Origin of the sequence: Streptomyces sp. NPDC024017, from assembly GCF_040638895.1 — a bacterium.
Classification (GTDB): domain Bacteria; phylum Actinomycetota; class Actinomycetes; order Streptomycetales; family Streptomycetaceae; genus Streptomyces.
This window is the reverse complement of sequence record NZ_JBEZYZ010000004.1, coordinates 444051-466651: the sequence shown is the minus strand read 5'-3', so window position 1 is coordinate 466651 and position 22601 is coordinate 444051. Positions and strand designations below refer to the sequence as shown.

General features: G+C 72.0%; 20 protein-coding genes. 11 read left to right on the top strand and 9 right to left on the bottom strand.

All coding sequences use genetic code 11. From position 1 onward, the window contains the following. The first annotated feature begins 151 nt into the window (after positions 1-151). From galE to idi, 3 genes are all read left to right on the top strand, one after another. Positions 152-1123: a UDP-glucose 4-epimerase GalE gene (gene galE / locus AB0G20_RS13440; protein ID WP_361300467.1), complete on the top strand. Its 972-nt coding sequence runs from the start codon at positions 152-154 to the stop codon at positions 1121-1123. A gap of 148 nt (positions 1124-1271) precedes the next feature. Then, positions 1272-2207 (top strand): cation diffusion facilitator family transporter, encoded by a 936-nt coding sequence (locus AB0G20_RS13435; RefSeq protein ID WP_361300464.1) that lies wholly within the window; start codon positions 1272-1274, stop codon positions 2205-2207. Positions 2208-2501: 294 nt separating this feature from the next. Further along, entirely contained in the window at positions 2502-3095 is a 594-nt protein-coding gene (gene idi / locus AB0G20_RS13430; RefSeq protein WP_361300461.1) for an isopentenyl-diphosphate Delta-isomerase, read from the top strand. A gap of 21 nt (positions 3096-3116) precedes the next feature. Here the strand turns inward: idi and AB0G20_RS13425 are convergent, their stop codons facing one another. Then, positions 3117-3623 (bottom strand): ATP-binding protein, encoded by a 507-nt coding sequence (locus tag AB0G20_RS13425; RefSeq protein WP_361300945.1) that lies wholly within the window; start codon positions 3621-3623, stop codon positions 3117-3119. 218 nt (positions 3624-3841) lie between these two features. Between AB0G20_RS13425 and AB0G20_RS13420 the strand changes: the two genes are divergently transcribed. Beyond that, positions 3842-4597, top strand: coding sequence for an enoyl-CoA hydratase/isomerase family protein (locus tag AB0G20_RS13420; protein ID WP_361300458.1), 756 nt, complete (start codon positions 3842-3844; stop codon positions 4595-4597). Here AB0G20_RS13420 and AB0G20_RS13415 read toward each other — a convergent pair. Beyond that, positions 4584-5219, bottom strand: a complete 636-nt coding sequence (locus AB0G20_RS13415; RefSeq protein ID WP_361300455.1) for a DJ-1/PfpI family protein — start codon at positions 5217-5219, stop codon at positions 4584-4586. The two genes, AB0G20_RS13420 and AB0G20_RS13415, sit on opposite strands and share 14 nt — an antisense overlap. A gap of 33 nt (positions 5220-5252) precedes the next feature. After that, positions 5253-6212 (bottom strand): GlxA family transcriptional regulator, encoded by a 960-nt coding sequence (locus AB0G20_RS13410; RefSeq protein ID WP_361300452.1) that lies wholly within the window; start codon positions 6210-6212, stop codon positions 5253-5255. Positions 6213-6326: 114 nt separating this feature from the next. Here AB0G20_RS13410 and AB0G20_RS13405 point away from each other — a divergent pair, with 114 nt between their 5' ends. From AB0G20_RS13405 to AB0G20_RS13390, 4 genes are all read left to right on the top strand, one after another. Further along, positions 6327-7202 (top strand): hypothetical protein, encoded by an 876-nt coding sequence (locus tag AB0G20_RS13405; protein WP_361300449.1) that lies wholly within the window; start codon positions 6327-6329, stop codon positions 7200-7202. Between the two features lie 67 nt (positions 7203-7269). Then, positions 7270-7401, top strand: coding sequence for an LPFR motif small protein (locus AB0G20_RS13400; RefSeq protein WP_252100478.1), 132 nt, complete (start codon positions 7270-7272; stop codon positions 7399-7401). Positions 7402-7500: 99 nt separating this feature from the next. Then, a complete protein-coding gene (locus AB0G20_RS13395; RefSeq protein WP_361300444.1) occupies positions 7501-9900 on the top strand; it encodes a Tex family protein in 2400 nt (799 codons plus the stop codon). A 113-nt stretch (positions 9901-10013) separates the two neighbouring features. Further along, positions 10014-10562, top strand: a complete 549-nt coding sequence (locus AB0G20_RS13390; protein WP_361300441.1) for a putative glycolipid-binding domain-containing protein — start codon at positions 10014-10016, stop codon at positions 10560-10562. On the opposite strand, the gene AB0G20_RS13385 is transcribed toward AB0G20_RS13390, so the two are convergent. Together AB0G20_RS13385 and AB0G20_RS13380 are read right to left on the bottom strand one after the other, a co-directional pair. Next, entirely contained in the window at positions 10559-12199 is a 1641-nt protein-coding gene (locus AB0G20_RS13385) for an ABC-F family ATP-binding cassette domain-containing protein (RefSeq protein ID WP_361300438.1), read from the bottom strand. The genes AB0G20_RS13390 and AB0G20_RS13385 overlap by 4 nt on opposite strands. A 29-nt stretch (positions 12200-12228) precedes the next feature. After that, positions 12229-13251, bottom strand: a complete 1023-nt coding sequence (locus AB0G20_RS13380; protein ID WP_361300435.1) for an oxidoreductase — start codon at positions 13249-13251, stop codon at positions 12229-12231. A 66-nt stretch (positions 13252-13317) separates the two neighbouring features. On the opposite strand from AB0G20_RS13380, the gene AB0G20_RS13375 reads away from it, so the two are divergent. Then, on the top strand, positions 13318-14268 hold the full coding sequence (locus AB0G20_RS13375; RefSeq protein WP_361300432.1) for an FAD-dependent oxidoreductase: 951 nt from the start codon (positions 13318-13320) through the stop codon (positions 14266-14268). A 73-nt stretch (positions 14269-14341) separates the two neighbouring features. On the opposite strand, the gene AB0G20_RS13370 is transcribed toward AB0G20_RS13375, so the two are convergent. The 3 genes from AB0G20_RS13370 to AB0G20_RS13360 form a co-directional block, all read right to left on the bottom strand. After that, positions 14342-16066, bottom strand: a complete 1725-nt coding sequence (locus tag AB0G20_RS13370; RefSeq protein WP_361300429.1) for a BCCT family transporter — start codon at positions 16064-16066, stop codon at positions 14342-14344. A gap of 83 nt (positions 16067-16149) precedes the next feature. Continuing rightward, a complete protein-coding gene (locus AB0G20_RS13365) occupies positions 16150-17439 on the bottom strand; it encodes a M14 family metallocarboxypeptidase (RefSeq protein WP_361300426.1) in 1290 nt (429 codons plus the stop codon). Then, a complete protein-coding gene (locus tag AB0G20_RS13360; protein ID WP_361300423.1) occupies positions 17436-19391 on the bottom strand; it encodes a Xaa-Pro dipeptidyl-peptidase in 1956 nt (651 codons plus the stop codon). Before AB0G20_RS13360 ends, AB0G20_RS13365 begins: the two co-directional genes overlap by 4 nt. Positions 19392-19602: 211 nt before the next feature. Between AB0G20_RS13360 and AB0G20_RS13355 the strand changes: the two genes are divergently transcribed. Then, positions 19603-21120, top strand: a complete 1518-nt coding sequence (locus AB0G20_RS13355; RefSeq protein WP_361300420.1) for a M1 family metallopeptidase — start codon at positions 19603-19605, stop codon at positions 21118-21120. A 279-nt stretch (positions 21121-21399) separates the two neighbouring features. Then, on the top strand, positions 21400-22341 hold the full coding sequence (locus tag AB0G20_RS13350) for an arginase family protein (protein ID WP_361300417.1): 942 nt from the start codon (positions 21400-21402) through the stop codon (positions 22339-22341). Positions 22342-22363: 22 nt separating this feature from the next. Here AB0G20_RS13350 and AB0G20_RS13345 read toward each other — a convergent pair whose 3' ends face one another. Continuing rightward, a complete protein-coding gene (locus AB0G20_RS13345) occupies positions 22364-22582 on the bottom strand; it encodes a hypothetical protein (RefSeq protein ID WP_361300414.1) in 219 nt (72 codons plus the stop codon). Between the last annotated feature and the right edge of the window lie 19 nt (positions 22583-22601).

Below are 22601 nucleotides of genomic sequence, written 5' to 3'. Positions count from 1 at the left end.
CCTGTTCGGCAGCTGGATCGACGTGGTTCGCACAAGCCCTTGCCTCGATCATCATCGTGGATCCGGGGCCCGCCCCACAAACCGTGCCCCGCAGAGCGGACATCGGGGACATTGCGCAGGCAGCCGTCGTGGCCGCATAGGGTGGGCGACCATGACTTGGCTGATCACCGGCGGTGCCGGCTATATCGGAGCTCATGTGGCCAGGGCCATGACCGGGGCCGGGGAGCGCGTCGTCGCCCTGGACGACCTCTCGGCCGGGGTGCCCGCGCGGCTCCCGTCCGACGTCCCGCTCGTGCGGGGTTCCTCACTGGACGGGGAGCTGCTGGAGCGGGTCTTCGCCGAGCACGGTGTGACGGGTGTGGTGCATCTCGCGGCGCGCAAGCAGGTCGCCGAGTCCGTCGCGCAGCCCACTCGCTACTACCGGGAGAACGTCGGCGGCCTGGTGACCCTGCTGGACGCGGTCGCCGGGGCAGGGATCGAGCGCTTCGTGTTCTCGTCGTCGGCTGCCGTGTACGGCGACCCGGGTGTGGACCTCATCACGGAGGACACTCCCTGTGCTCCGGTGAACCCGTACGGCGAGACCAAGCTCGCCGGCGAGTGGCTGGTGCGGGCGGCGGGACAGGCACACGGGATCTCCACCGTATGTCTGCGCTATTTCAACGTGGCGGGGGCGGCGGAGCCGGAGCTGGCCGACACGGGCGTCTTCAACATCGTCCCGATGGTCTTCGACCGGCTGACGCGTGACGAGGCGCCCCGGATCTTCGGTGACGACTACCCGACCCCGGACGGCACCTGCATCCGTGACTACATTCACGTCGCCGACCTTGCCGAGGCCCACCTGGCGGCGGCCCGGCGGCTGGCCGGGGGCGGCGGCACGGGCGACCTGACGGTCAACATCGGCCGCGGCGAGGGCGTCTCGGTCCGCGAACTCATCACGGTCATCGGCGAGGTCACCGGCGACCGCCGGCCGCCGCTCGTCGAGGAGCGCCGGCCCGGCGACGCCCCACGCGCGGTGGCCTCGGCCGCCCGGGCAGCCGCGGAGCTCGGCTGGACGGCCCGGCGCGGGGTGCGCGAGATGACCGAGTCGGCCTGGCGGGGCTGGTTGCTGCACCACGGCTCCTGACCTCTTGGAGGCGCCCTGACCTGCACATCGTTTCCGCAGGTCAGGGCACATGACAACGGTGTTCAGTGCCGCGTTGCACATACCCCCTCCCCGTAGTTCACTGGGGTGCCCGAGCACGATCAGGCGGACACAGGGAGGCTGACTTCTCATGGGGGCTGGGCACGATCACGGTCATGCGCACGGCGCGGCCGGCGGTACGGCGACCTCGGCGTACCGCGGCAGGCTGCGGGCGGCGCTGGCGATCACGCTCGGCATCGTGGTCGTGCAGATCGTCGGCGGTGCCCTAGCCGACTCGCTCGCGCTCGTCGCGGACTCGGCGCACATGGCGACGGACGCGCTGGGCCTCGGCATGGCGCTGCTCGCGATCCACTTCGCGAACCGCCCGCCCAGCGATCGGGCCACCTTCGGCTACGCCCGGGCCGAGATCCTCGCCGCCCTGGCCAACTGCGTGCTGCTGCTCGGGGCCGGCGGGTACGTCGTGTACGAGTCGGTCCAGCGCTTCATCACGCCGGCCCAGACCGAGGGCCGGCTGGCGCTGCTGTTCGGTGGGATCGGCCTGGTCGCGAACCTGGTGTCGCTGTCGCTGCTGATGCGCGGCCAGAAGGAGAGCCTGAACGTGCGCGGCGCGTTCCTGGAGGTCGCGGCGGACGCCCTCGGTTCGGTCACGGTGATCGTCTCGTCCGTTGTGATCATGCTCACCGGGTGGCAGCCCGCCGACCCGATCGCCTCGCTCGTCATCGCGCTGATGATCGCGCCCCGGACGTGGAAGCTGCTGCGCGAGACGCTGTCCGTGCTGCTGGAGACCGCTCCGCCGGGCGTCGACATGGCCGAGGTGCGGTCGCACATCCTCGCGACGGACGGTGTGGAGGATGTCCACGACCTGCACGCCTGGACGATCACCTCCGGCATGCCCGTGCTGTCGGCGCACGTGGTCGTCAGTTCGGAGGCCCTGAACGCGATAGGCCACGAGAAGATGCTCCACGAGCTCCAGGGCTGCCTCGGCGACCACTTCGACGTGGAGCACTGCACCTTCCAGCTGGAGCCGGTCGGGCACGCGGAGCACGAGGCGCGGCTCTGTCACTGACGCGGCGGCTTCCGAGGTGTGGGACACAGTCGGGGGGCGCACTCCGCCTGGAGTGCGCCGGAGAACGCAACCCTCCGCCGCGCGCCCGCGTCCTGAGCCCCCACAGCTCCGGTATGGACGATTTCCGCCCGCCTGGCCGGGCACGATCTTCTACCGGGTCCCTTTCCCGGCGTCCGACCGGTGCCGACCGCGGTCCGCGCCGCCGCGCGGGACATGCGGGCGTGCCGCGAAGTGCCGGGAGTGCCGGATTCGTACGGCAGACTTGGGGCGCGAAGACCGATGTGAAGGATGGGTATGCCGATCACACCTGCCACCGCGACGCACAACCCGTCGAACGGCACCGCAGACGCGATTTTGCTGGAACTGGTCGACGAGGACGGCGTGACGATCGGCACCGCGGAGAAGCTCGCCGCCCACCAGCCGCCCGGACGGCTGCACCGCGCGTTCTCCGTGTTCCTCTTCGATGAGTACGGCCGGCTGCTGCTCCAGCAGCGGGCGCTGGGCAAGTACCACTCCCCCGGCGTGTGGTCCAACACCTGCTGCGGCCACCCCTACCCCGGTGAGGCGCCCTTCGCGGCGGCGGCGCGGCGCACCTTCGAGGAGCTCGGCGCCTCCCCGTCCCTGCTGGCCGAGGCGGGCACGGTCCGCTACAACCACCCGGACCCGGAGTCCGGTCTGGTGGAGCAGGAGTACAACCACCTGTTCGTCGGCATGGTGCAGGCCGTGGTGCGGCCGGACCCGGAGGAGGTGGCGTCGACGGTGTTCGTGACCCCGCCGGAGCTGGCGGAGCGGCACGCCAAGGACACCTTCTCGGCCTGGTTCATGACCGTCCTGGACGCGGCCCGGCCGGCGATCAGGGAGCTGACGGGCCCGTCGGCCGGCTGGTGACCCGGACCCTGAGGACCGGACTCAGGAGAAGCGCGCGGGTTTGAGCGGCAGGGCGGCCCAGATCACCTTGCCGCCGCTCGCGGTGTACTCGACCTCGCACCTGCCGCCCGCCTCCCGGGTGACCTCGCGCACCAGGAGCAGTCCGCGTCCCCCGGTCCGGCCGTGGTCGGTCTCCAGGGCGGTGGGCCGGTACGGATGGTTGTCCTCCACGGACACCCGGAGCCACTCGGCACCGACGGCCAGCTCGACGGCGATCGTCGGCGACAGCACCGCCGCGTGCTTCACGGCGTTCGTCACCAGCTCCGAGACGATCAGCAGCAGCCCCTGGGCCAGGTCGTCCGAGACCGGCACCCCCTGACGCAGCAGCAGGTCCCGCACGGCGTGCCGCGCCTGGGGGACCGAGGCGTCGACCGCCGGAGCGGTGAACCTCCATACGCCTTCGTACGGCAGCGGATCCGCGGGCCCGGGGTCGAGGGGCGCCGCGCCGCCCTCTGGGCGCGGACCGAACCCACGCCCGTCGTCGTCCATCGTCCGGTCGCCACCCTCGCGCTCGATTGTCGCCACACCCCGAGTGTTGGTAACGATGCGCCTCGCACCCTGGGACTGAACAGAAGTCAGCAAGTATCGAGCACTTCTGACCGTTGGCGTATGACACGGTCAGTTGTGGGACTGGTCCTGTCCCTGTTGTGCCGTCTCGGCGAACTATTCGGGTTGTACGGGTTTGGCATCCGGATAGCATCCGGCGCATGGAGCCGCAGCTGCAGCACCGCGTGACCGACTCGGTCGCGACGGTCGTCATACGTCATCCCGAGAAGCGCAACGCCATGACGGCCGCGATGTGGCGCTCCCTTCCCGCGCTGCTGGAGGAGCTCGCGGGGGATCCCGCGGTGCGGGCGCTGGTGCTGACCGGCGAGGGCGGCACGTTCTGCGCCGGGGCCGACATCTCGACACTGCGGGGCTCGCCCGAGGAGGCACAGGGGCTGGCCGTGCGGGCCGAGGAGGCGCTGGCCGCGTTCCCGAAGCCGACACTGGCCGCGATCCGGGGTCACTGCGTGGGCGGCGGGGCGCAGCTGGCGGCGGCCTGTGATCTGCGGTTCGCCGAGGAGGGGGCGCTGTTCGGTGTGACGCCCGCGAAGCTCGGCATCGTGTACCCGGCCTCCTCGACCCGGCGGCTGGTGTCCCTGGTGGGGCCGGCCACCGCCAAGTACCTGCTGTTCTCCGGTGAGCTGATCGACGCGCAGCGGGCGCTGCGCGCCGGTCTGGCCGACGAGGTGCTGCCCGAGGGCGAACTCGGCAAGCGCGTCGCGGAGTTCACCCGGATCCTGGTGTCCCGTTCGCAGCTGACGCAGGCGGCGGCCAAGGAGTTCGCGGACGGGCGTACGGACCGGGACGCGCACTGGGCCGGGCAGGCGCGCGCGAGCGGCGACACCGCCGAGGGTGTCGCCGCGTTCCTGGAGCGCCGGCAGCCGCGGTTCGGCTGGAGCGTGCCTACGTCAGGGTGAGGTCGAGGTGCGACCGGAGCAGCTCGACGACGTGCGCGGGGGCCTTGTCGGGTGACCCGGCGTCGTAGGGCGGCTGCGGGTCGTACTCGGTGGCGAGCTGGACGATCTGGGCGTGGTCGTCGCCGGCGATCCGGCCGAGGAGCGTCAGCCCCATGTCGATGCCGGAGGAGACGCCGGCCGCGGTGACGTACTTGCCGTCGGTGACGACCCGCTCACCCGTCGGCTCGGCGCCGTGGCGCTTCAGCTCCTCCAGGGCCAGCCAGTGGGACGTCGCCCGGCGGCCCTTGAGGAGTCCGGCGGCGGCGAGCAGCAGGGAGCCGGTGCACACGGACGTCGTCCAGGTGCTGGTTTCGTCGGCCGTGCGCAGCCAGGTGAGCAGGGGCCCGTCGGCCGCCAGCGGGAGGGGGCCCGGGCCGCCGGGGACCACGATGATGTCGGGGTGCGGTACGTCGGCCAGGGTCCGGTCGGCGGTCAGCGCGAGGTTCCCCGAGTCGTTGCGCACGGGGCCGGCCTGCTCGGCGACGAAGACGGTCTCGGCGTCCGGGACCCGGCCGAGGGTCTCGTAGGGGCCGACGGCGTCGAGGGCGGTGAAGCGGTCGTAGAGGACGATGGCGATCTGCATGAGGTCCTTCCGGTCGGCTGCTGTGGTGGGGGTTCAGGGTGTGGTGGCGGGGCGGAAGCGGCGGCGGTACTCGGCCGGGGGCGTCCCCAGGGCCCTGACGAAGGCCCGGCGCATGGCCTCGGGTGTGCCGTAGCCGCAGGTGCGGGCGATCTCCTCGACGCCGCCGGCGGTGTCCTCCAGCAGGCGTCTTGCGTGTTCGAGGCGGACGCGGTCCACGTAGCGGCCCGGTGTCATGCCGGTCTCGGCGCGGAAGGCGCGGGCGAAGTGGCGGGGCGAGAGGCGGGCGCGGGCGGCGAGGGCGTCGACGCAGAGGTCGGCGTCCGGGTGGTCGGTGATCCACCGCTGGACGTCCCGCAGAGGCTCGCGCTGTGCGGTCTGGGCCGCGAGCTGGGCGCTGAACTGGGCCTGGTTGCCGGGCCTGCGCAGGAACACCACCAGGTGGCGGGCGATGGTGAGGGCGGCGTCCCGGCCCAGGTCCTCCTCGACCATGGCCAGGGCGAGGTCGATGCCGGCGGTGACACCGGCCGAGGTGGCGATGTGCCCGTCGCGCACGAAGACGGGGTCGGGGTCGATCTCGACGGCCGGGTGCTCGCGGGCGAGCCGGTCGCAGTACGCCCAGTGGGTCGTGGCGCGGCGGCCGTCCAGCAGGCCCGCCGCGGCCAGCACGGCCGCGCCGGTGCACACGGAGACAAGGCGGCCGGCACGCGGACCCCGCTCGCGCACCCAGGCCACCAGACGCGGGTCGGGCCGCAGGCTGCCCGGCCCGCCGGGGACGAGGAGGATGTCCGGGTCCGGCGCGGTGGCCAGGGACCCGTCGGGTACGAGGGTCAGGCCGCTGGTGGTCCGCACGGGTGCGCCGTCCAGGGACGCCGTGCGGATCTGGTACGCGCCCGGGGAGAGCAGCTCCGCGCCAGCGAAGACCTCCACGGGGCCGGTGACGTCGAGACTCTGCAGGCCGTCGAAGAGGACGGCCAGAACCGTGCGCTGGGCCATGCCGTCGATTCTTCGCGGGGCCGGAGTATGGCCGCAAGGACGAGTGCCCCACCTTTCCTGCCATGGGGCACGTGACCATGGAGGACATACCAAGCGGTTGGTAACCTGCGGGGCATGACGACTGCCGCCCTGGAGCCGCGCGCCGGCCGACGCTGCCACAACGTGCTCAACTCCCTGCACGCGACCCACTACTTCTCGCCCGACCTCGGGCGGGAGCTGGGCGCCGTCGGGGTCACCGACCCGCGTGCCGTGAACTTCGCCGTGCGGGCCGCCGCCCTCGGACCGGTCGGGGCCGGGGCCGTGACGGCGGCCTTCTACAACTACAAGTACGAGCTCGTGGCCCGGCACGTGCCGGCGGTGTGGGAGACCGCCGCACCCGGGCAGGTCCTGGCGGCACGCGCGCGTGCGGTCGACGCGACACTGCGCCGCCTGCTCGGTGCGGACGCCCTGGCATCGGCGGAGATGGCCGAGGCCGCACAGCTCGCGCTGCGCGCCGCCGAGGCCTGCTCGCGCGCGGCGCGGCCGCTGTACGCCGCCCACGCCGATCTGCCCGTCCCCGAGCAACCGCACCTCGCCTACTGGCACGCGGCGACCCTGCTGCGCGAGCACCGCGGCGACGGGCACCTGGCCGTCCTGATGTCCGCGGGTCTCGACGGCCTGGAGGCGATGGCGACCCACACGGCGACGGGCAAGGGGATGACCCCGAAGTGGGTCCTCAGGACCCGGGGCTGGAGCCAGGGCGACTGGGACGCGGCGACGGACCGGCTGCGGGAGCGCGGGCTGCTGGACGCGTCCGGCGACCTCACCGATCAGGGTGTCGCCCTGCGCCGGGAGATCGAGCACGAGACGGACCGCCTGGACCGTGCCCCGTACGAGCACCTGGGCCCGGAGGGGGTGGCCCGGCTGACCGAGCTGGGTGGGGTGTTCGCGCACGCGGCGCTCGTGGCCGGGGCGTACCCGGCTGATCTGATCGGCAAGGGTGACGCATAGTGACGCCGCTCTGAGGTACCCGCTCTCCACCGGCCGCCGCGGCCGGGAGTGGAGAAAGGGGAATTTCGTGTTCCGTGCTATCGCAGACGTGCTGCGCCAGATCGGCGGCGCCATCGCCACCGTCGTCACGCTGCCCTTCCGGGCCCTGGCCCGGCTGTTCGGCGGGGCCTCGTCCTCCACCCGCAGCCGCAGGGCCTGATCCGGATCCCGACCTGCCGGGAGCCGCCCTGATCCCCGAGTGTCGGCACCACCTGCCACAATTGCCGCGCAACCTCAGCGGAGAAGGCGGTACGGGATCGTGACGACACCCGGGTCCATCGGGTCCATCAACGCAGTGTCCATCGAAGGCAGGATCGCCGAGGAACTCGGCGTACGGGAGCGGCAGGTCAGGGCCGCCGTGGAACTGCTCGACGGCGGTTCTACGGTGCCCTTCATCGCCCGCTACCGCAAGGAAGCGACCGAGATGCTCGACGACGCGCAGCTGCGCACCGTCGAGGAGCGGCTGCGCTATCTGCGGGAGCTGGAGGAGCGGCGGACGGCGATCCTGGAGTCGGTGCGCGAGCAGGGCAAGCTCACCGAGGAGCTGGAGGCGAGCATCCGGGGCGCCGAGACGAAGGCGCGCCTGGAGGACATCTACCTCCCGTACAAGCCCAAGCGGCGCACCAAGGCGCAGATCGCCCGCGAGGCCGGACTCGAGCCGCTGGCGGAGGGGCTGCTCGGCGATCCGGCCGTCGAGCCCCTCGCCGCGGCCGCCGCGTTCGTCGACGCCGACAAGGGCGTGGCCGATCCGCAGGCCGCTCTGGACGGCGCCCGGGCGATCCTCACCGAGCGCTTCTCGGAGGACGCCGACCTGATCGGCGAGCTCCGCGAGCGCATGTGGGTACGCGGGCGGCTCGCCGCCAAGGTGCGGGAGGGCAAGGAGGAGGCGGGGGCGAAGTTCGCCGACTACTTCGACTTCGCGGAACCGTTCACGGAGCTGCCCTCGCACCGCATCCTCGCGATGCTGCGCGGCGAGAAGGAGGAGGTCCTCGACCTCGTCCTGGAGCCCGAGGAGCAGACGGACGGCCCCTCCTCCTACGAGGGTATCGTCGCCCACAAGTTCGGGATCGCCGACCGCGGCCGCCCCGGTGACAAGTGGCTGAAGGACACGGTCCGCTGGGCGTGGCGCACCCGCATCCTCGTCCACCTCGGCATCGACCTGAGGCTGCGGCTGCGCACGGCCGCCGAGGACGAGGCGGTACGGGTCTTCGCGGCGAACCTGCGCGACCTGCTGCTCGCCGCCCCCGCGGGCACGCGCGCGACGCTCGGCCTCGACCCCGGTTTCCGTACCGGTGTGAAGGTCGCCGTCGTCGACGCGACCGGCAAGGTCGTCGCCACGGACGTCATCCACCCGCACGTCCCGGCCAACCGCTGGGACGAGGCCATCGCCAAGCTGGCCAGGCTCGCGAAGGAGCACGCGGTCGAGCTGGTCGCCATCGGCAACGGCACGGCGTCGCGCGAGACCGACAAGCTCGCCGGGGAACTGATCACCAAGCACCCGGAGTTGAAGCTCACGAAGGTGATGGTGTCCGAGGCCGGCGCGTCCGTGTACTCGGCGTCCGCCTTCGCCTCGCAGGAGCTGCCCGACATGGACGTGTCGCTGCGCGGCGCCGTGTCGATCGCCCGCCGGCTCCAGGACCCGCTGGCCGAGCTCGTGAAGATCGACCCGAAGTCGATCGGCGTCGGCCAGTACCAGCACGACCTGTCCGAGGTGAAGCTGTCGCGTTCGCTGGACGCGGTGGTGGAGGACTGTGTGAACGGCGTGGGTGTGGACGTCAATACGGCGTCGGCCCCGCTGCTCGCCCGGGTCTCCGGCATCACCTCCGGGCTCGCCGAGAACATCGTGGCCCACCGGGACCAGAACGGGCCGTTCAAGGCCCGCGGTGAGCTGAAGAAGGTGGCGCGGCTCGGCCCGAAGGCGTACGAGCAGTGCGCGGGCTTCCTGCGGATCCGCGGCGGGGACGACCCGCTGGACGCGTCGAGCGTGCACCCCGAGGCGTACCCGGTGGTCCGGCGCATGGTGAAGACCACCGGGCAGGAGGTCGCCTCGCTCGTGGGCAACACCGGGGTGCTGCGCTCGCTGAAGCCGCAGGACTTCGTGGACGAGACGTTCGGTCTGCCGACGGTCACCGACATCCTGAAGGAGCTGGAGAAGCCCGGCCGTGACCCGCGTCCGGCCTTCAAGACGGCCGCATTCAAGGAGGGCGTGGAGAAGATCTCCGACCTGTCGTCCGGGATGATCCTGGAGGGCGTCGTGACGAACGTCGCCGCGTTCGGGGCGTTCGTGGACATCGGTGTGCACCAGGACGGCCTGGTGCACGTCTCCGCGATGTCGAAGACGTTCGTGAAGGACCCGCGGGACGTCGTGAAGCCCGGCGACATCGTCAAGGTGAAGGTGCTCGACGTCGACATCCCGCGCAAGCGGATCTCGCTGACGCTGCGTCTGGAGGACGAGGCGGCTGCCTCGCAGGGCCAGGGCGGGGGCTCCGGTGAGCGCCGGCAGCGGGGTGGGCGTCCGCCGCAGCAGCGGCAGGGTGGGCGTGGTGGTGGCCGTGGCGGTGGTGGCGGTTCGCGTCAGGCGCCGCCGCCCGCCAACAGCGCGATGGCCGATGCGCTGCGCCGCGCGGGGCTGGCGGATCCCAAGGGCGGCAAGCGCTGACTGTTCCGTCGGGGAGGCCGTGGGGAGCTGCGGGCCCGTTGTGGCCGGGCGCGCAGCTCCCCGCGCCCCTGGGAAAGAGGCGCTTCGCGCCCTTTCCGTTCTAGGGTTGCCGCATGCGTGCCATCACCTGGGAAGTGTCCGGGAGCCATGGGTTCGAGACCGCCTGGGTCCAGCTCGGAGAAGGCGTGCTGCGGGCGCGCGGGCGGGCCGTCGGTACCGTTCCGGAGCCGTACTGGATCTCGTACGAGCTGGAGACCGCAGAAGGATTCGTGACCAAGCGGTTGACCGTCACGGCGGAGGCCGAGGCCGGGACCCGGGCGCTCGATCTGCTCCACGACGGTGAGGGCGGCTGGACCGCCGACGGCGAGCCGCTCCCGGACGTCGACGGAGCTCTCGACTGCGATCTCGGGCTGTGCCCGCTCACCAACACCATGCCGGTGCTCCGGCACGGGCTCCATCAGGCCCCGGGCGAACGGGAGTTCCTGATGGCCTGGGTGTCGGTGCCGGACCTGACGGTGCGGCCGTCGCGGCAGACGTACACACATCTCGGCCCCGGGCGGGTCCGGTACGCCTCCGGCGACTTCCGCAGTGACCTGGAGTTCGACGACGAGGGGTACGTCGTCGACTATCCCCGGCTGGCCACGCGCCTGACGGCCCGTTAGCGCTCGGTCACCTTGCCGTCCGCCACCTCCAGGCGGCGGGTCACGTGCACGGCGTCCAGCATGCGCCGGTCGTGGGTGACCAGCAGGAGGGTGCCCTCGTAGGCGTCGAGGGCGGACTCCAGTTGCTCGATGGCGGGCAGGTCGAGGTGGTTGGTCGGCTCGTCGAGGACCAGGAGGTTGACGCCCCGGCCCTGGAGCAGCGCCAGGGCGGCCCGGGTGCGCTCGCCCGGGGAGAGGCTCGCCGCGGGGCGCAGGACATGGTCCGTCTTGAGGCCGAACTTGGCCAGGAGGGTGCGGATCTCGACCGGTTCGGTGTCCGGGACGGCCGTGCGGAAGGCGTCGAGCAGGGCCTCCTCGCCGTGGAACAGCTTGCGGGCCTGGTCGACCTCGCCGAGCAGGACGCCCGAGCCGAGCGCGGCGTGCCCGGCGTCCAGCGGGACACGGCCGAGGAGGGCGGCGAGCAGCGTGGACTTGCCCGCGCCGTTCGCGCCCGTCACCGCCACCCGGTCCGCCCAGTCGATCTGCAGGGAGACGGGGCCGAGGACGAAGCCGCCGCGGCGCACCTCGGCGTCCCGCAGGGTCGCGACGACGGCGCCCGAGCGCGGGGCCGACGCGATCTCCATGCGCAGGTCCCACTCCTTGCGGGGCTCCTCGACGACGTCCAGGCGCTCGATCATGCGCTGGGTCTGGCGGGCCTTCGCGGCCTGCTTCTCGCTGGCCTCGCTGCGGAACTTGCGGCCGATCTTGTCGTTGTCGTTGCCCGCCTTGCGGCGCGCGTTCTTCACACCCTTGTCCATCCAGGAGCGCTGCATCTGGGCGCGGTCCTGGAGGGCCGTCTTCTTGTCGGCGTACTCCTCGAACTCGTCGCGGGCGTGCCGGCGGGCGACCTCCCGCTCCTCCAGGTAGGCCTCGTAGCCGCCGCCGAAGAGGTTGATCTGCCGCTGGGCGAGGTCGAGTTCGAGGACCTTGGTGACGGTGCGGGTGAGGAACTCGCGGTCGTGGCTGACGACCACCGTCCCGGCGCGCAGGCCGCTCACGAAGCGTTCGAGGCGCTCCAGGCCGTCCAGGTCGAGGTCGTTGGTCGGCTCGTCGAGGAGGAAGACGTCGTAGCGGGACAGGAGCAGGGAGGCGAGGCCGGCGCGGGCCGCCTGGCCGCCGGACAGGGACGTCATCGGCTGGTCCAGGTCGACCGCGAGACCGAGGCCGTCGGCGACCTCCTCGGCGCGTTCGTCGAGGTCGGCGCCGCCGAGGCCGAGCCAGCGCTCCAGGCTCGTGGCGTAGGCGTCGTCGGCGCCGGGTGCCCCGTCGACCAGGGCCTGGGTCGCCTCGTCCATGGTGCGCTGCGCCTCGGCGACGCCGGTGCGGCGGGCCAGGAACGCCCGTACGGTCTCGCCGGGCCGGCGGTCCGGCTCCTGCGGGAGGTGGCCGACGGTGGCGGTGGGCGGCGACAGGCGCAGGTCGCCCTGCTCGGGGGCGATGAGTCCGGCGAGCATCCTGAGCAGGGTGGACTTGCCCGCGCCGTTGGCTCCGACCAGGCCGATCACGTCGCCGGGCGCGACGACGAGGTCGAGGCCGGTGAACAGGGAGCGGTCGCCGTGGCCGGCGGCGAGGTTCTTGGCGACGAGGGTGGCAGTCATCAGAGCGCCGATCCTAACGGCCGGGCCGCTCAGTGGTTCACGGCCACCGCCAGGACGCTTCCGGAGGTGCGTGCCACGACGAAGGACCGGCCCCTGACCGCCTTCGTGTCGAGGGCGAGGCGGTGGCGGCCCGCTTCGAGGACGCCGTCGAAGATCTCGTGGGTGTGGGTGCGGGAGAGCCGGTCGAGCCGGTAGGCGGTGAGGGTGACCCGGCAGGCGGAGGTGACCTCGACCTCCGCGCTGCTGCCGGCGGCGGTGAGGCCGGTGAGGCGGCGCCGGTCGGCCGGGCTGCGGTCCAGGGCGTGTTCGATCTGGGCGACGAGGAGCGGGACGATCGGGGCGAGGCCGTCGACGTGGGCGACCGGCACCCGGGCGCGCTCGAAGGCGCGGCGGACGGCGGCACGTTCCTGCTCCCCGGCCGTGTGGCCGAAGGCGACGGCGCCGTAGCCGCGGAGTTCCTCGGGGGGTACGCCGTCGGCGTCATGGGCGATGTCGGCGCCGACGCCGATGGTGCGCAATGCCGCGGCCAGCTTGGCGAGGACGGCGACGCGGGCGCCGATCAGCAGGACGCGGCGCCGGGGGTCGGGCGCGGAGCCGTTCAGCAGGGCGCTCAGCGCCGTCCGGTACTCGGCGCCGCGGAAGCGGAACGGGCCGATGCCGTGGTAGCCGTTGAGCTCCAGGTCGGCGTGTTCGTCGGTCTGCCAGGCGAAGTCCCGCCAGATGAAGTCCTCGCCGTCGCTCTGGATGACGGCGGTGACGGCTCCGCAGGCCAGGTCCTCGCACTCGGGACAGCCGTAGACGACGTAGCGGCCGCCCGGCAGCGGGGCCTCGCTCTCCAGGAGCAGGCTGCGGACCTGCGCGGTGAAGATCGCGGGTGGGACGTCGGAGGCGAGCGGGGAGACCGCGTCGAGGTCGGAGAGCTGGAACAGCAGCGGGCGTCCGTCGACGATGAAGTCCACGAAGTCCCGGTGGACCTGGTAACCACCGTCGTTGAGGACTCCCCCGGCCCGCATCGCGGGAGCCAGGCCGAAGGTCGCGTACTCGGCACACATGCTGTGAGTATCCCCACACTGCGCGTGATGTGAGCACGGCATGACACATTCCGCTACGGTCCGGGCATGGCGAGCGAGTCGAGTGGCGAGATCGTGGTGGTCGGGGGCGGGGTGGTCGGGCTGACGACGGCCCTGGCTCTCGCCGAGCGCGGGCGGCGGGTGCGGGTGTGGACGCGGGACGCCGTCGAGGCGACCACCTCAGCCATTGCGGGTGCGCTGTGGTGGCCGTACCGGATCGAGCCGGTCGCGACGGCACGGATGTGGGCACTGCGGTCGCTGGAGGTTTACGAGGAGCTGGCCGCGCGGGACGAACCGGCCGGCGTACGCATGGTCGAAGGGGTACAGGGCGAGACCCGTCTCGACGAGGCCGACGCGTGGCTGGCGGGCCGGGTGCCGGGGCTGCGGGCGGCCACGGCCGGCGAATACGCGGGCACGGGCCTCTGGGCACGGCTGCCGCTCATCGACATGCCGGCCCATCTGCGGTGGCTGCGGGAGCGGTTCGTCGCGGCGGGCGGCGTGGTCGAGACGCGTACGGTGTCCGGGTTCGCGGAGGTGGACGCGCCGGTGGTGGTCAACTGCACGGGGCTCGCCGCGCGGGAGCTCGTGCCGGACCCCTCCGTGCGGCCCGTGCGCGGGCAGCTCGTCGTCGTGGAGAACCCGGGGATCGACACCTGGCTGGTCTCCTCCGACGCGGCCGGGGAGCACACGTACCTGTTCCCGCAGCCGGGCGGGCTCGTCCTCGGCGGTACCTCGGAGGAGGACGCGTGGTCGCTGGAGCCGGACCCCGCGACCGCCGAGGCGATCATCCGGCGCTGTGCGGCACTGCGGCCGGAGATCGCCGGGGCCCGTGTGCTGGGGCACCGGGTCGGGCTGCGGCCCACCCGGCCGGCGGTCCGGCTGGAGCGTGACGCCCTGCCGGACGGGCGGCTCCTGGTGCACAACTACGGCCACGGCGGCGCGGGCGTCACCGTGGCCTGGGGGTGCGCGGAGGAGGCGGCCCGGCTGGTCTCCGGCTGAGGGCGCGCGGCGGCGTCTGAACCGCGTGGGCGGCCCGGGTTCGCAGAACCCGGGCCGCCCACCGCCGTTCGGATCAGTGCTTGCCGATCGGGTCCCCCTCCACGTCCGGGCCGCGGCCCGGGCCGACGCGGAACTCGAAATCGCCGTCGTACTTCTTGTGGCCCGCCATGACGGCCATTTCGACGGCCTCGGAGCCCATCTGCTCACGCACGATCACCGGGTCGCGGCGAAGGTCGCGCATGAGGGCGACGCACATGAAGATCATCACGATGACGAAGGGCGCCGCCGCGAGGATCGTGAGGTTCTGCAGACCTGTCAGCGCGTCGCCCTGGCCGCTGCCGACCATGAGCATGATCGCGGCCACCGCACCGGTGACCACGCCCCAGAACACCACCACGAAGCGGCCGGGTTCGAGCGCGCCCTTCTGCGACAGGGTGCCCATGACGATCGAGGCCGCGTCGGCGCCCGAGACGAAGAAGATGCCGACGAGGATCATCACGAGCAGGCTCGTGGCGGTGGCGATGGGGAACTGCTGCAGCACGCCGAAGAGCTGGCCCTCCGGGGTGGCCTCCTTGCCGAGCCGGCCCTGCTCCTGCATCTTCATCGCCGAGCCGCCGAAGATCGCGAACCAGACCAGGCTGACCGTGCTGGGTACGAGGATGACGCCGCCGACGAACTGGCGGATCGTGCGGCCGCGGCTGATGCGGGCGATGAACATGCCGACGAACGGCGTCCAGGAGATCCACCACGCCCAGTAGAAGACCGTCCAGCTGCTGAGCCAGTCGGCGACTCCCTCGCCGCCGCTCGCCTCGGTGCGGCCGGCCAGCTGGGGCAGGTCGCCGAGGTAGGCGAAGACGGAGGTGGGCAGCAGGTCGAGGACGATGATGGTCGGGCCGGCCACGAACACGAACAGGGCGAGCACCAGCGCCAGCACCATGTTGGTGTTGGACAGCCACTGGATGCCCTTCTCCACACCGGAGATCGCCGACGCGACGAAGGCCAGGGTCAGCACCGCGATGATCGTGACGAGCAGCCCGGTGCTCACCTTGTCCATCCACTTCAGCTCCTGCACACCGGAGCCGATCTGGAGCGCGCCGAGGCCGAGGGAGGCGGCAGAGCCGAAGACGGTCGCGATGATCGCGAGGATGTCGATGGCCCGGCCGATGCCGCCGTTGGCGTTCTTCCTGCCGATCAGCGGGGTGAAGACGGCGCTGATGGTCTGCCGGCGCCGCCTGCGGAAGGTGCTGTAGGCGATGGCGAGGCCCACCACCGCGTAGATCGCCCACGGGTGGAGCGTCCAGTGGAACAGGGTGGTGGCCATGGCCGTCTCCATGCGATCGCCGGAGTCGGCCGGGTTGGAACCCGGCGGGGGCGTGCCGTAGTGCGACAGCGGCTCGCTCACGCCGTAGAACATCAGGCCGATGCCCATGCCCGCGCTGAACATCATCGCGACCCAGGACACCGTGCGGAACTCAGGTTCCTCGCCCTCCGCACCGAGGTGGATACGGCCGTAGCGGCTGATCGCGAGCCAGAGGGCGAAGACGACGAACCCGGAGGCGGCGAGCATGAACGCCCAGCCGCCGTTGTGCATCAGCCCACCGAGCATGCTGGTGGAGACGCTTTCGAGGGAGTCGGTCGCCGTCGCTCCCCAGACCACGAAGGCAAGGGTGAGCGCCGCCGTGACACCGAAGACGATGCGGTCGGTCTGCGGCCGGTCCTGACCGGGCAGGCCCGCTTCCGACCCCGGCAGCGCGGCTCCCTCCGGGGAGCTCTTGTCGCTTGGTCCTTCTTGCGTCACAGGCGGCACCTTTCATCGAAACAGCAGAGAGGATGGAAGTCCTCCGTAACGCTGCTACCACGTGTGGCGGAATTTCACCCCTCTCAACATGCGGTTTCGGATGAACCTCCTGTCAGGTGGTACTCGGCCCGTTCGTCGAGCAGCAGCGGCACGAGGGCCCGCAGGGGCTGGCGCAAGGGCACGAGCACGCCCTCCGCGTCCCGGCGTACGCGCACACCGTGCAGCGCGAGTTCGTCGCCCACCTCGGCGTACTGGGCGGCGGTGAGCCGGTAGCCGCAGGGCGGATTCTGGATGATTTCGGCCGGTTCGGGTGGGTCGTTGTCGGCGCCTCCGACGTACACGGGGCCGGTGGTGGCGTAGCCCGCGAGCCGGGCCTTGGCCGTCGCCGTCTCGATCCGGCCCCGGCGCTGGTCGGTATAGCCGAACAGGCCCTTGAGGGCGTCGAGTTGGGAGGTGACCCGGCGCCGGTTGTTCAGGGCCTCGTCCGCCTTCTCCGCCTCGGTGAGCGGGTCCACGCGGCTCTCGATGAGCAACCCGACGGAGTGCTTTACACCGGACATGTTGCGAAGAATGCGCTCTTGTCCGTCTCCGGCGACCTGCTTGATCGGCTCACCGGTCTCCGGGTCCGTCCAGATGCCGTAGGTGCCGGTCGAGTGGCCGGCCCGCCGGGCGGCGGGGCGGACGTACGCCTCGGACAGGGTCTGCGCCTCGTCGTGGACCGCCTCGTGGGTGTTGAGGTTGCGCGGCCACAGATCGAAGAGGTCCTTGTCGTAGTACCGGGGTGTGGCGCCGTACTCGTGCAGGTCGTAGACGAGGTCGGGGCGCTGGTCGCGGATGAGGGCGGCCAGGGCGCGGCCCTCGGCGGTCTTCAGGGCGAGATGGTCGCGGTTGATGTCGACGCCGTCGCTGTTGCCGCGCGTGTTCGCGGCTCGGCCGTCCGGGTTGGCGGTGGGCACGACCAGGACCGTGGTGCGGTCCAGGAAGCGCCGGGTGCGGCTGTCGCGGGCGTACGCGAGGTCGCGGACGGTGGTCAGGCAGGCCTCGCGGCCGGAGGGTTCGTCGCCGTGCTGGCTGCAGACGAGCAGCACCTTGTTGGGGCTCGGGCGGTTGCCGATCCGCACCAGCTGGAGCGGGCGGTCCTGCTTCGTCGTGCCGAAGCGGGTGACGGAGACGCGGCTGCCGGACCGGTCGACGGTTCGAAGGAAGTCCTGCTCCTCGGGCTGGGTGGTCCAGCGGGCGCCGTTCGACTGCTCGAAGCCGGTGCGCGGCGGGGAGCCGGTCGTCGTCGCCTGGGCGGGGACGGCGACCAGGGAGGCCGTGAGGGCCACGGTGGTCAGGATCAGGGCGCGGACGCGGGTGGTGTCGGGGGTCACCGGGTTCCCTCCGGGACTCGGTACGTGGTGCGCGGCTCCCGTACGCCGTCCAGGAACGCGGCGTCGGGGGTGGCGAACGCGGTGCCCGAGGTGGCCCGGGCGAAGGCGGTGGCCCCGCCGGCGAACGGGACGCGCGCCGAGGTGCGGGAGAGGTCGAGCGTGAGCTTCGGCCGGTCGGCGGGAGGGTCGATGAGGCCCTGGTCGGTGCCCGCGACGATCAGCGCCAGGCGGTGGCCCTCGGGCACGACGTGGTCGGTCGCCGCGAGGTCGAGGGTGATCGTGTACCGCTTGCCCGGGGTGAGCGGGGAGCCCTTGTGACCGGAGGCGTGGTTGCCGAGGTCTGCCCAGCCGCGGCTGACGACCGTGTAGTCGACGTCGGCGGTCTTCGCCCGGGTCTCCTTGAAGCAGGAGCTGTCGCCGGTGGTGCTCGCGCCCCAGCAGGTGCGGTTCGTGAGGGTGGTGATGCCTTCGCCGGCGTCCGTGTAGTCGCGGATGGTGGCGGGGCCGATGTCCACGAGGACGGCGGAGAGGTGGGCCGTCGGGGTGGAGGGCGTCGCGGTGACGCTGACCTCGGAGGAGCCGGACAGGCGCAGGTCGCGGGTGAGCGGCCCGGTGACGAACCCGGCCTTCTCCGGTGTCGGCTGGTCGATCCGGGCGGCCCAGTCGGTCTCGCTCAGCTTCGGGTCGTCGGTGAACGTCTCGGTGCCGTGCCCGCGGTGCAGACCGAGGGTGCCGACGCCGGCCTGGGTGCCCCGGTCGGGGCGCAGGGTGGCGGCCCGGGTGCCGCTCGGCGGCCAGACGCGGGAGGTGTCCCACTGGTCGGGCGCGCGTTCGATGTCGGCCATGGGCTCGCGGTCGATGCCGTTGTCTATGCCCATGAGTTCGTGGTCGAACCAGCGGTGCAGCGTCCTGACCCATGCGCCGCGGCGGAAGTCGAAGGGGTCGACGTGGCCGGTCTGCGACAGCCAGATCTTGCGGTCGACGCCGTTCTTCGCGAGGGCGTCCCACCACTGGCCGACGTGCTTCATGCGGACGTTGAGGTCCTGCATGCCGTGGATCAGGAAGACGCTCGCCTCGACCTTGCGCGCGGCCTTCACGTAGTCACGCTCGGTCCACAGCGGGGTCCAGTCGCCGGTGCGCGGGGCGCCGTCGACGAGCTTCTGCTGGACGGCGTCGCACTTGGCCCGGGCGTCGGGGCTGTTGACGTAGTCGGACAGCCACTCGGGGCCGGAGTCGTAGAGCGGGGCGCCCTGCTGGAAGTAGTAGTCGTACCAGGAGGAGATGGCGCTGATCGGGACGATGGTCTTCAGGCCCTTGACACCGGTGGCGGCGACGCCGTTGGCGATGGTGCCGTCCCAGCTCTTGCCGATCATTCCGGTGCGGCCGTTGGTCCAGCCGGCCTGGGCGCGGGTGCTGCCCGTGCGGGTCGTGTAGGCCCTGGCGCGGCCGTTCAGCCAGTCGACGACGGCCTTCGCGGACTGGATGTCGGAGCGGCCGCCGACGTCGACGCAGCCGTCGGAGCGATTGGTTCCGGCCAGGTCGACGCCGACGAAGGCGTAGCCGCGCGGGACGAAGTAGTTGTCGTAGTACAGCGGCATCTGCGCGACGTCGCCGTGCGCGTCGTACGTCTTCTTCTGGCTCTCGTTGCCGCGCCCGCAGCAGGAGTAGTACGGGCTGGCGTCCATGATGACGGGGACTTTGCGGCCCTGCCGGGCGGTTTCGCGGGGGCGGACGATGTCGACGGCGACCCGGTCGGTCTTTCCGTCGCGGTCGCCGTCGAGCCCGGTGTCCACCCAGACGGCCTCGCGGATGGCGTTCTCGTACGAGTAGACGGGTTCGCTCTCGCGCGGGGCGGCCTGTGCGGCTGCCGGGGTGAGCAGTGTGGCCAAGAGGGCGGCCGTGGCCGCCGTCGCGAGCGGTCTCCAGGTCGTGAAGCGCGTGCGTTTCGGCATGGGCCGGACGGTACATCGGTGAACTCCCGTTCAGAAGAGGGCAGCTGACGGACCGGCGTGTCCGGGATGAGCCATTGGGGCGGGTGTCTCATGTCGGCCGAATGGCGATCGTGTGACAGCGGGGGCCATGGACATGATCAGGAGCACAGGGAGTCAATAGGCTCCGGACAGACTCCGGAAGACCTCGGAACCCTACGACTTGGAGCCTTGCGTGCACCGCAGAATCATCGCGCCGGGAGCCCTGGCAGCGGCCGTTCTCCTGCTGGCGATCCCGGCGTCGGCCGCCCCCCACTCCCCCGGCGCGCCGGGTATCGGCGACCCCTACTACCCGGCCTACGGCAACGGCGGATACGACGTCTCCCACTACGACCTGCGGCTGAAGTACCAGCCGGCCACGGACGAGCTGGAGGGCACGGCGACCCTCGTGGCCCGCGCCACGCAGGACCTGTCGAGCTTCAACCTGGACTTCCTGCTGGACGTCGGCGAGGTGCGCGTCAACGGAACGAAGGCCTCGTTCCGGACCTCGGGCGAGCACGAGCTGGAGATCACGCCGACGAGCCCGCTGGCCAAGGGCACGTCCGTCACGGTCGTCGTGCGCTACCGCGGGGTGCCGTCGTCGAAGCAGGCCTACGGCTTCACCAGTTGGCACCGCACTCCGGACGGGGGCGTCGCGGCGAACGAGCCCGAGGCGGCGGCGTGGTGGTTCCCGGGCAACGACCATCCGCTCGACAAGGCGACCTACGACGTGTCCGTGCTGGTTCCGGACGGCACGCAGGCCATCTCCAACGGCACGCTCCAGTCGACGAGTTCGCGGCTCGGCTGGACCCGCTGGAACTGGCGCTCCGACAAACCGCAGACCACGTACCTCGCCACGCTCGCGGTCGGGAAGTTCGACATCACGACCGGCACGACCGAGGGCGGCATTCCGGTGCTCAACGCCTACAGCAAGGATCTCGGCGCCCATGCCGGGGCGGCGCGGGCGAGCATCGAACGGACCGGGGAGATCGCGGACTGGCTGGCCGGGTACTTCGGGCCGTACCCCTACAACGCGCTCGGCGGGTACGTGCCGAACACGAACACCGGGTACGCGCTGGAGACCCAGACCCGGCCGTTCTACAGCCCGCGGCAGTTCGCGAACGGGTCGAACGTGTCCCTCGTCGTCCATGAGCTGGCCCACCAGTGGTACGGCGACGAGGTGTCGCTCAAGGGCTGGAAGGACATCTGGATCAACGAGGGGTTCGCGCGCTACGCGCAGTGGCTGTGGTCCGAGCACGAGGGCGAGGGCACGGCGCAGGAACTCGCCGACTACGTGTACGCCTCGCATCCGGCCGACGACCCGTTCTGGACGGTGAAGCCGGGGGACCCCGGCCCGGACAACCAGTTCCACACGGCGGTCTACGACCGGGGCGCGCTGGCCGTGCAGGCGCTGCGCAACGAGATCGGCGACGCGGCGTTCTTCGCGATCCTCAAGGGCTGGCCGTCGAAGTACGCCCACGGCAACGCGTCCGTGGCGGACTTCCAGCGGTACGCGGAGGAGGTCTCGGGCAAGCCGCTGGCCGCACTGTTCGACACGTGGCTGTTCCAGCCGTCGAAGCCGGGGGTTCCCGCGGCCCGGGCCGCGGCGGTGGCCAAGGCGTCGGGGGGTGTTGCGCAGCCCAGGTCGTGGAAGCGGATCGCCGCGACGAACGGGGTGCACGGGCATGAGGATCGGGGGCACGGGCGCGACTGACGGGTTCGGTCTGGCCTGGGCTTCGGATGTCGGGGGTGGACTGCGGGCGGGGTCGGTTCTGATCGGTTGCGGAGGGGGTGGTGCCCCTCGGTCCGGGCGGGGTTGATGCCGCTCGGGGGCGGGCGGGGCCGGTACCGCGTGCCCCTCCCCCCTCGCCGGTCCGGGCGGGGTTGGTGCTGCTTGGCCATGCGGCTACGCCCCGCTGCGCCGGGTTGCGTAACGCCCCGGCCGGCCCCCGAGCAGCGCGCTTCCTTCCGGCCCTCGGTCTACGGTGGGCCCATGCCCCGGGCGCGTCCGTCCGGCGGTGTTGTCGGGCCGATCGAGGAGCCGGACGTGCGGAACGTGACGATCGTCGAGGCACCGTCCGTGCTCGGGCTGCGCCCCACCGGTGTCGAGGACCTGCCGGCGGCGCTCCTCGGGGCCGGGTTGGCCGAGGGGCTCGGGGCGGGGCACGCAGGCCGGGTCGAGCCGCCCCCGTACGACCCGGAGCGGGACCCGGCGACAGGAGTCCTGAACCCGGGCGGCATCGCCGCGTACTCCGTCGCCCTGGCAGACGCCGTGGGCGATGTTCTCGACCAGGGCCGGTTCCCCGTCGTGCTCGGCGGCGACTGCAGCGTGCTGCTCGGCAACCTGCTCGCACTGCGCCGCCGCGACCGGCACGGTCTGCTCTTCCTGGACGGGCACACCGACTTCTACCAGCCGTCGGCGGAGCCGGCCGGCGAGGTGGCCTCCATGGAACTCGCCCTGGCCACCGGGCGCGGCCCGCGCGTGCTGGCCGACCTGGAGGGCCGGGGCCCGCTCGTGCGGGACGAGGACGTCGTCGCCCTGGGGTTCCGGGACGCGGAGGAGTCCGCGGCGTACGGGATGCAGCCGCTGCCGCCCGGGCTGCACGCCCTGGAACTGGATACCGTGCGTGCCCTGGGGGCGGCCGAGTCGGCCCGGCGCGCGGTGAGGCTGCTGACCGGTGACGGCGTCGGCGCCGGTTACTGGATCCATCTCGACGTCGATGTCCTGGACGACGCGATCATGCCCGCCGTCGACTACCGGCAGCCGGACGGCCTGACCTGGCAGGAGCTGGAAACCGTCCTGCGCACGGCCCTGTCGGGCGGCGGGGCGGTCGGCCTCACCGTCGCGATCTTCAACCCCCGCCTGGACCCCGACGGGAGCATCGCGCGGAACCTCGGCGACTGCCTGGTGCGGGCCTTCGACAGCCAGGGCTGAGCCGACCGATCCGCGCCAGGTCTCAATCCCCGTGGTCGTACACCGTCACCCGTATCCCCCGCCGGGCCAGCCGCTCCTGGCCCAGCGGCTCGACACGGGACCACTTGCCGCCGGCCAGGCCGCAGCCGATACCGGGCATATGCACGGAGGCGCCCAGTTGCCTGCCCCAGCCCGCGATGACCTTGACGCCCTTCACCGACGGAACGGTGGCGTCACCTCGGACATACGTGATCCCCGACATGACGCCACCGTAGACGCGG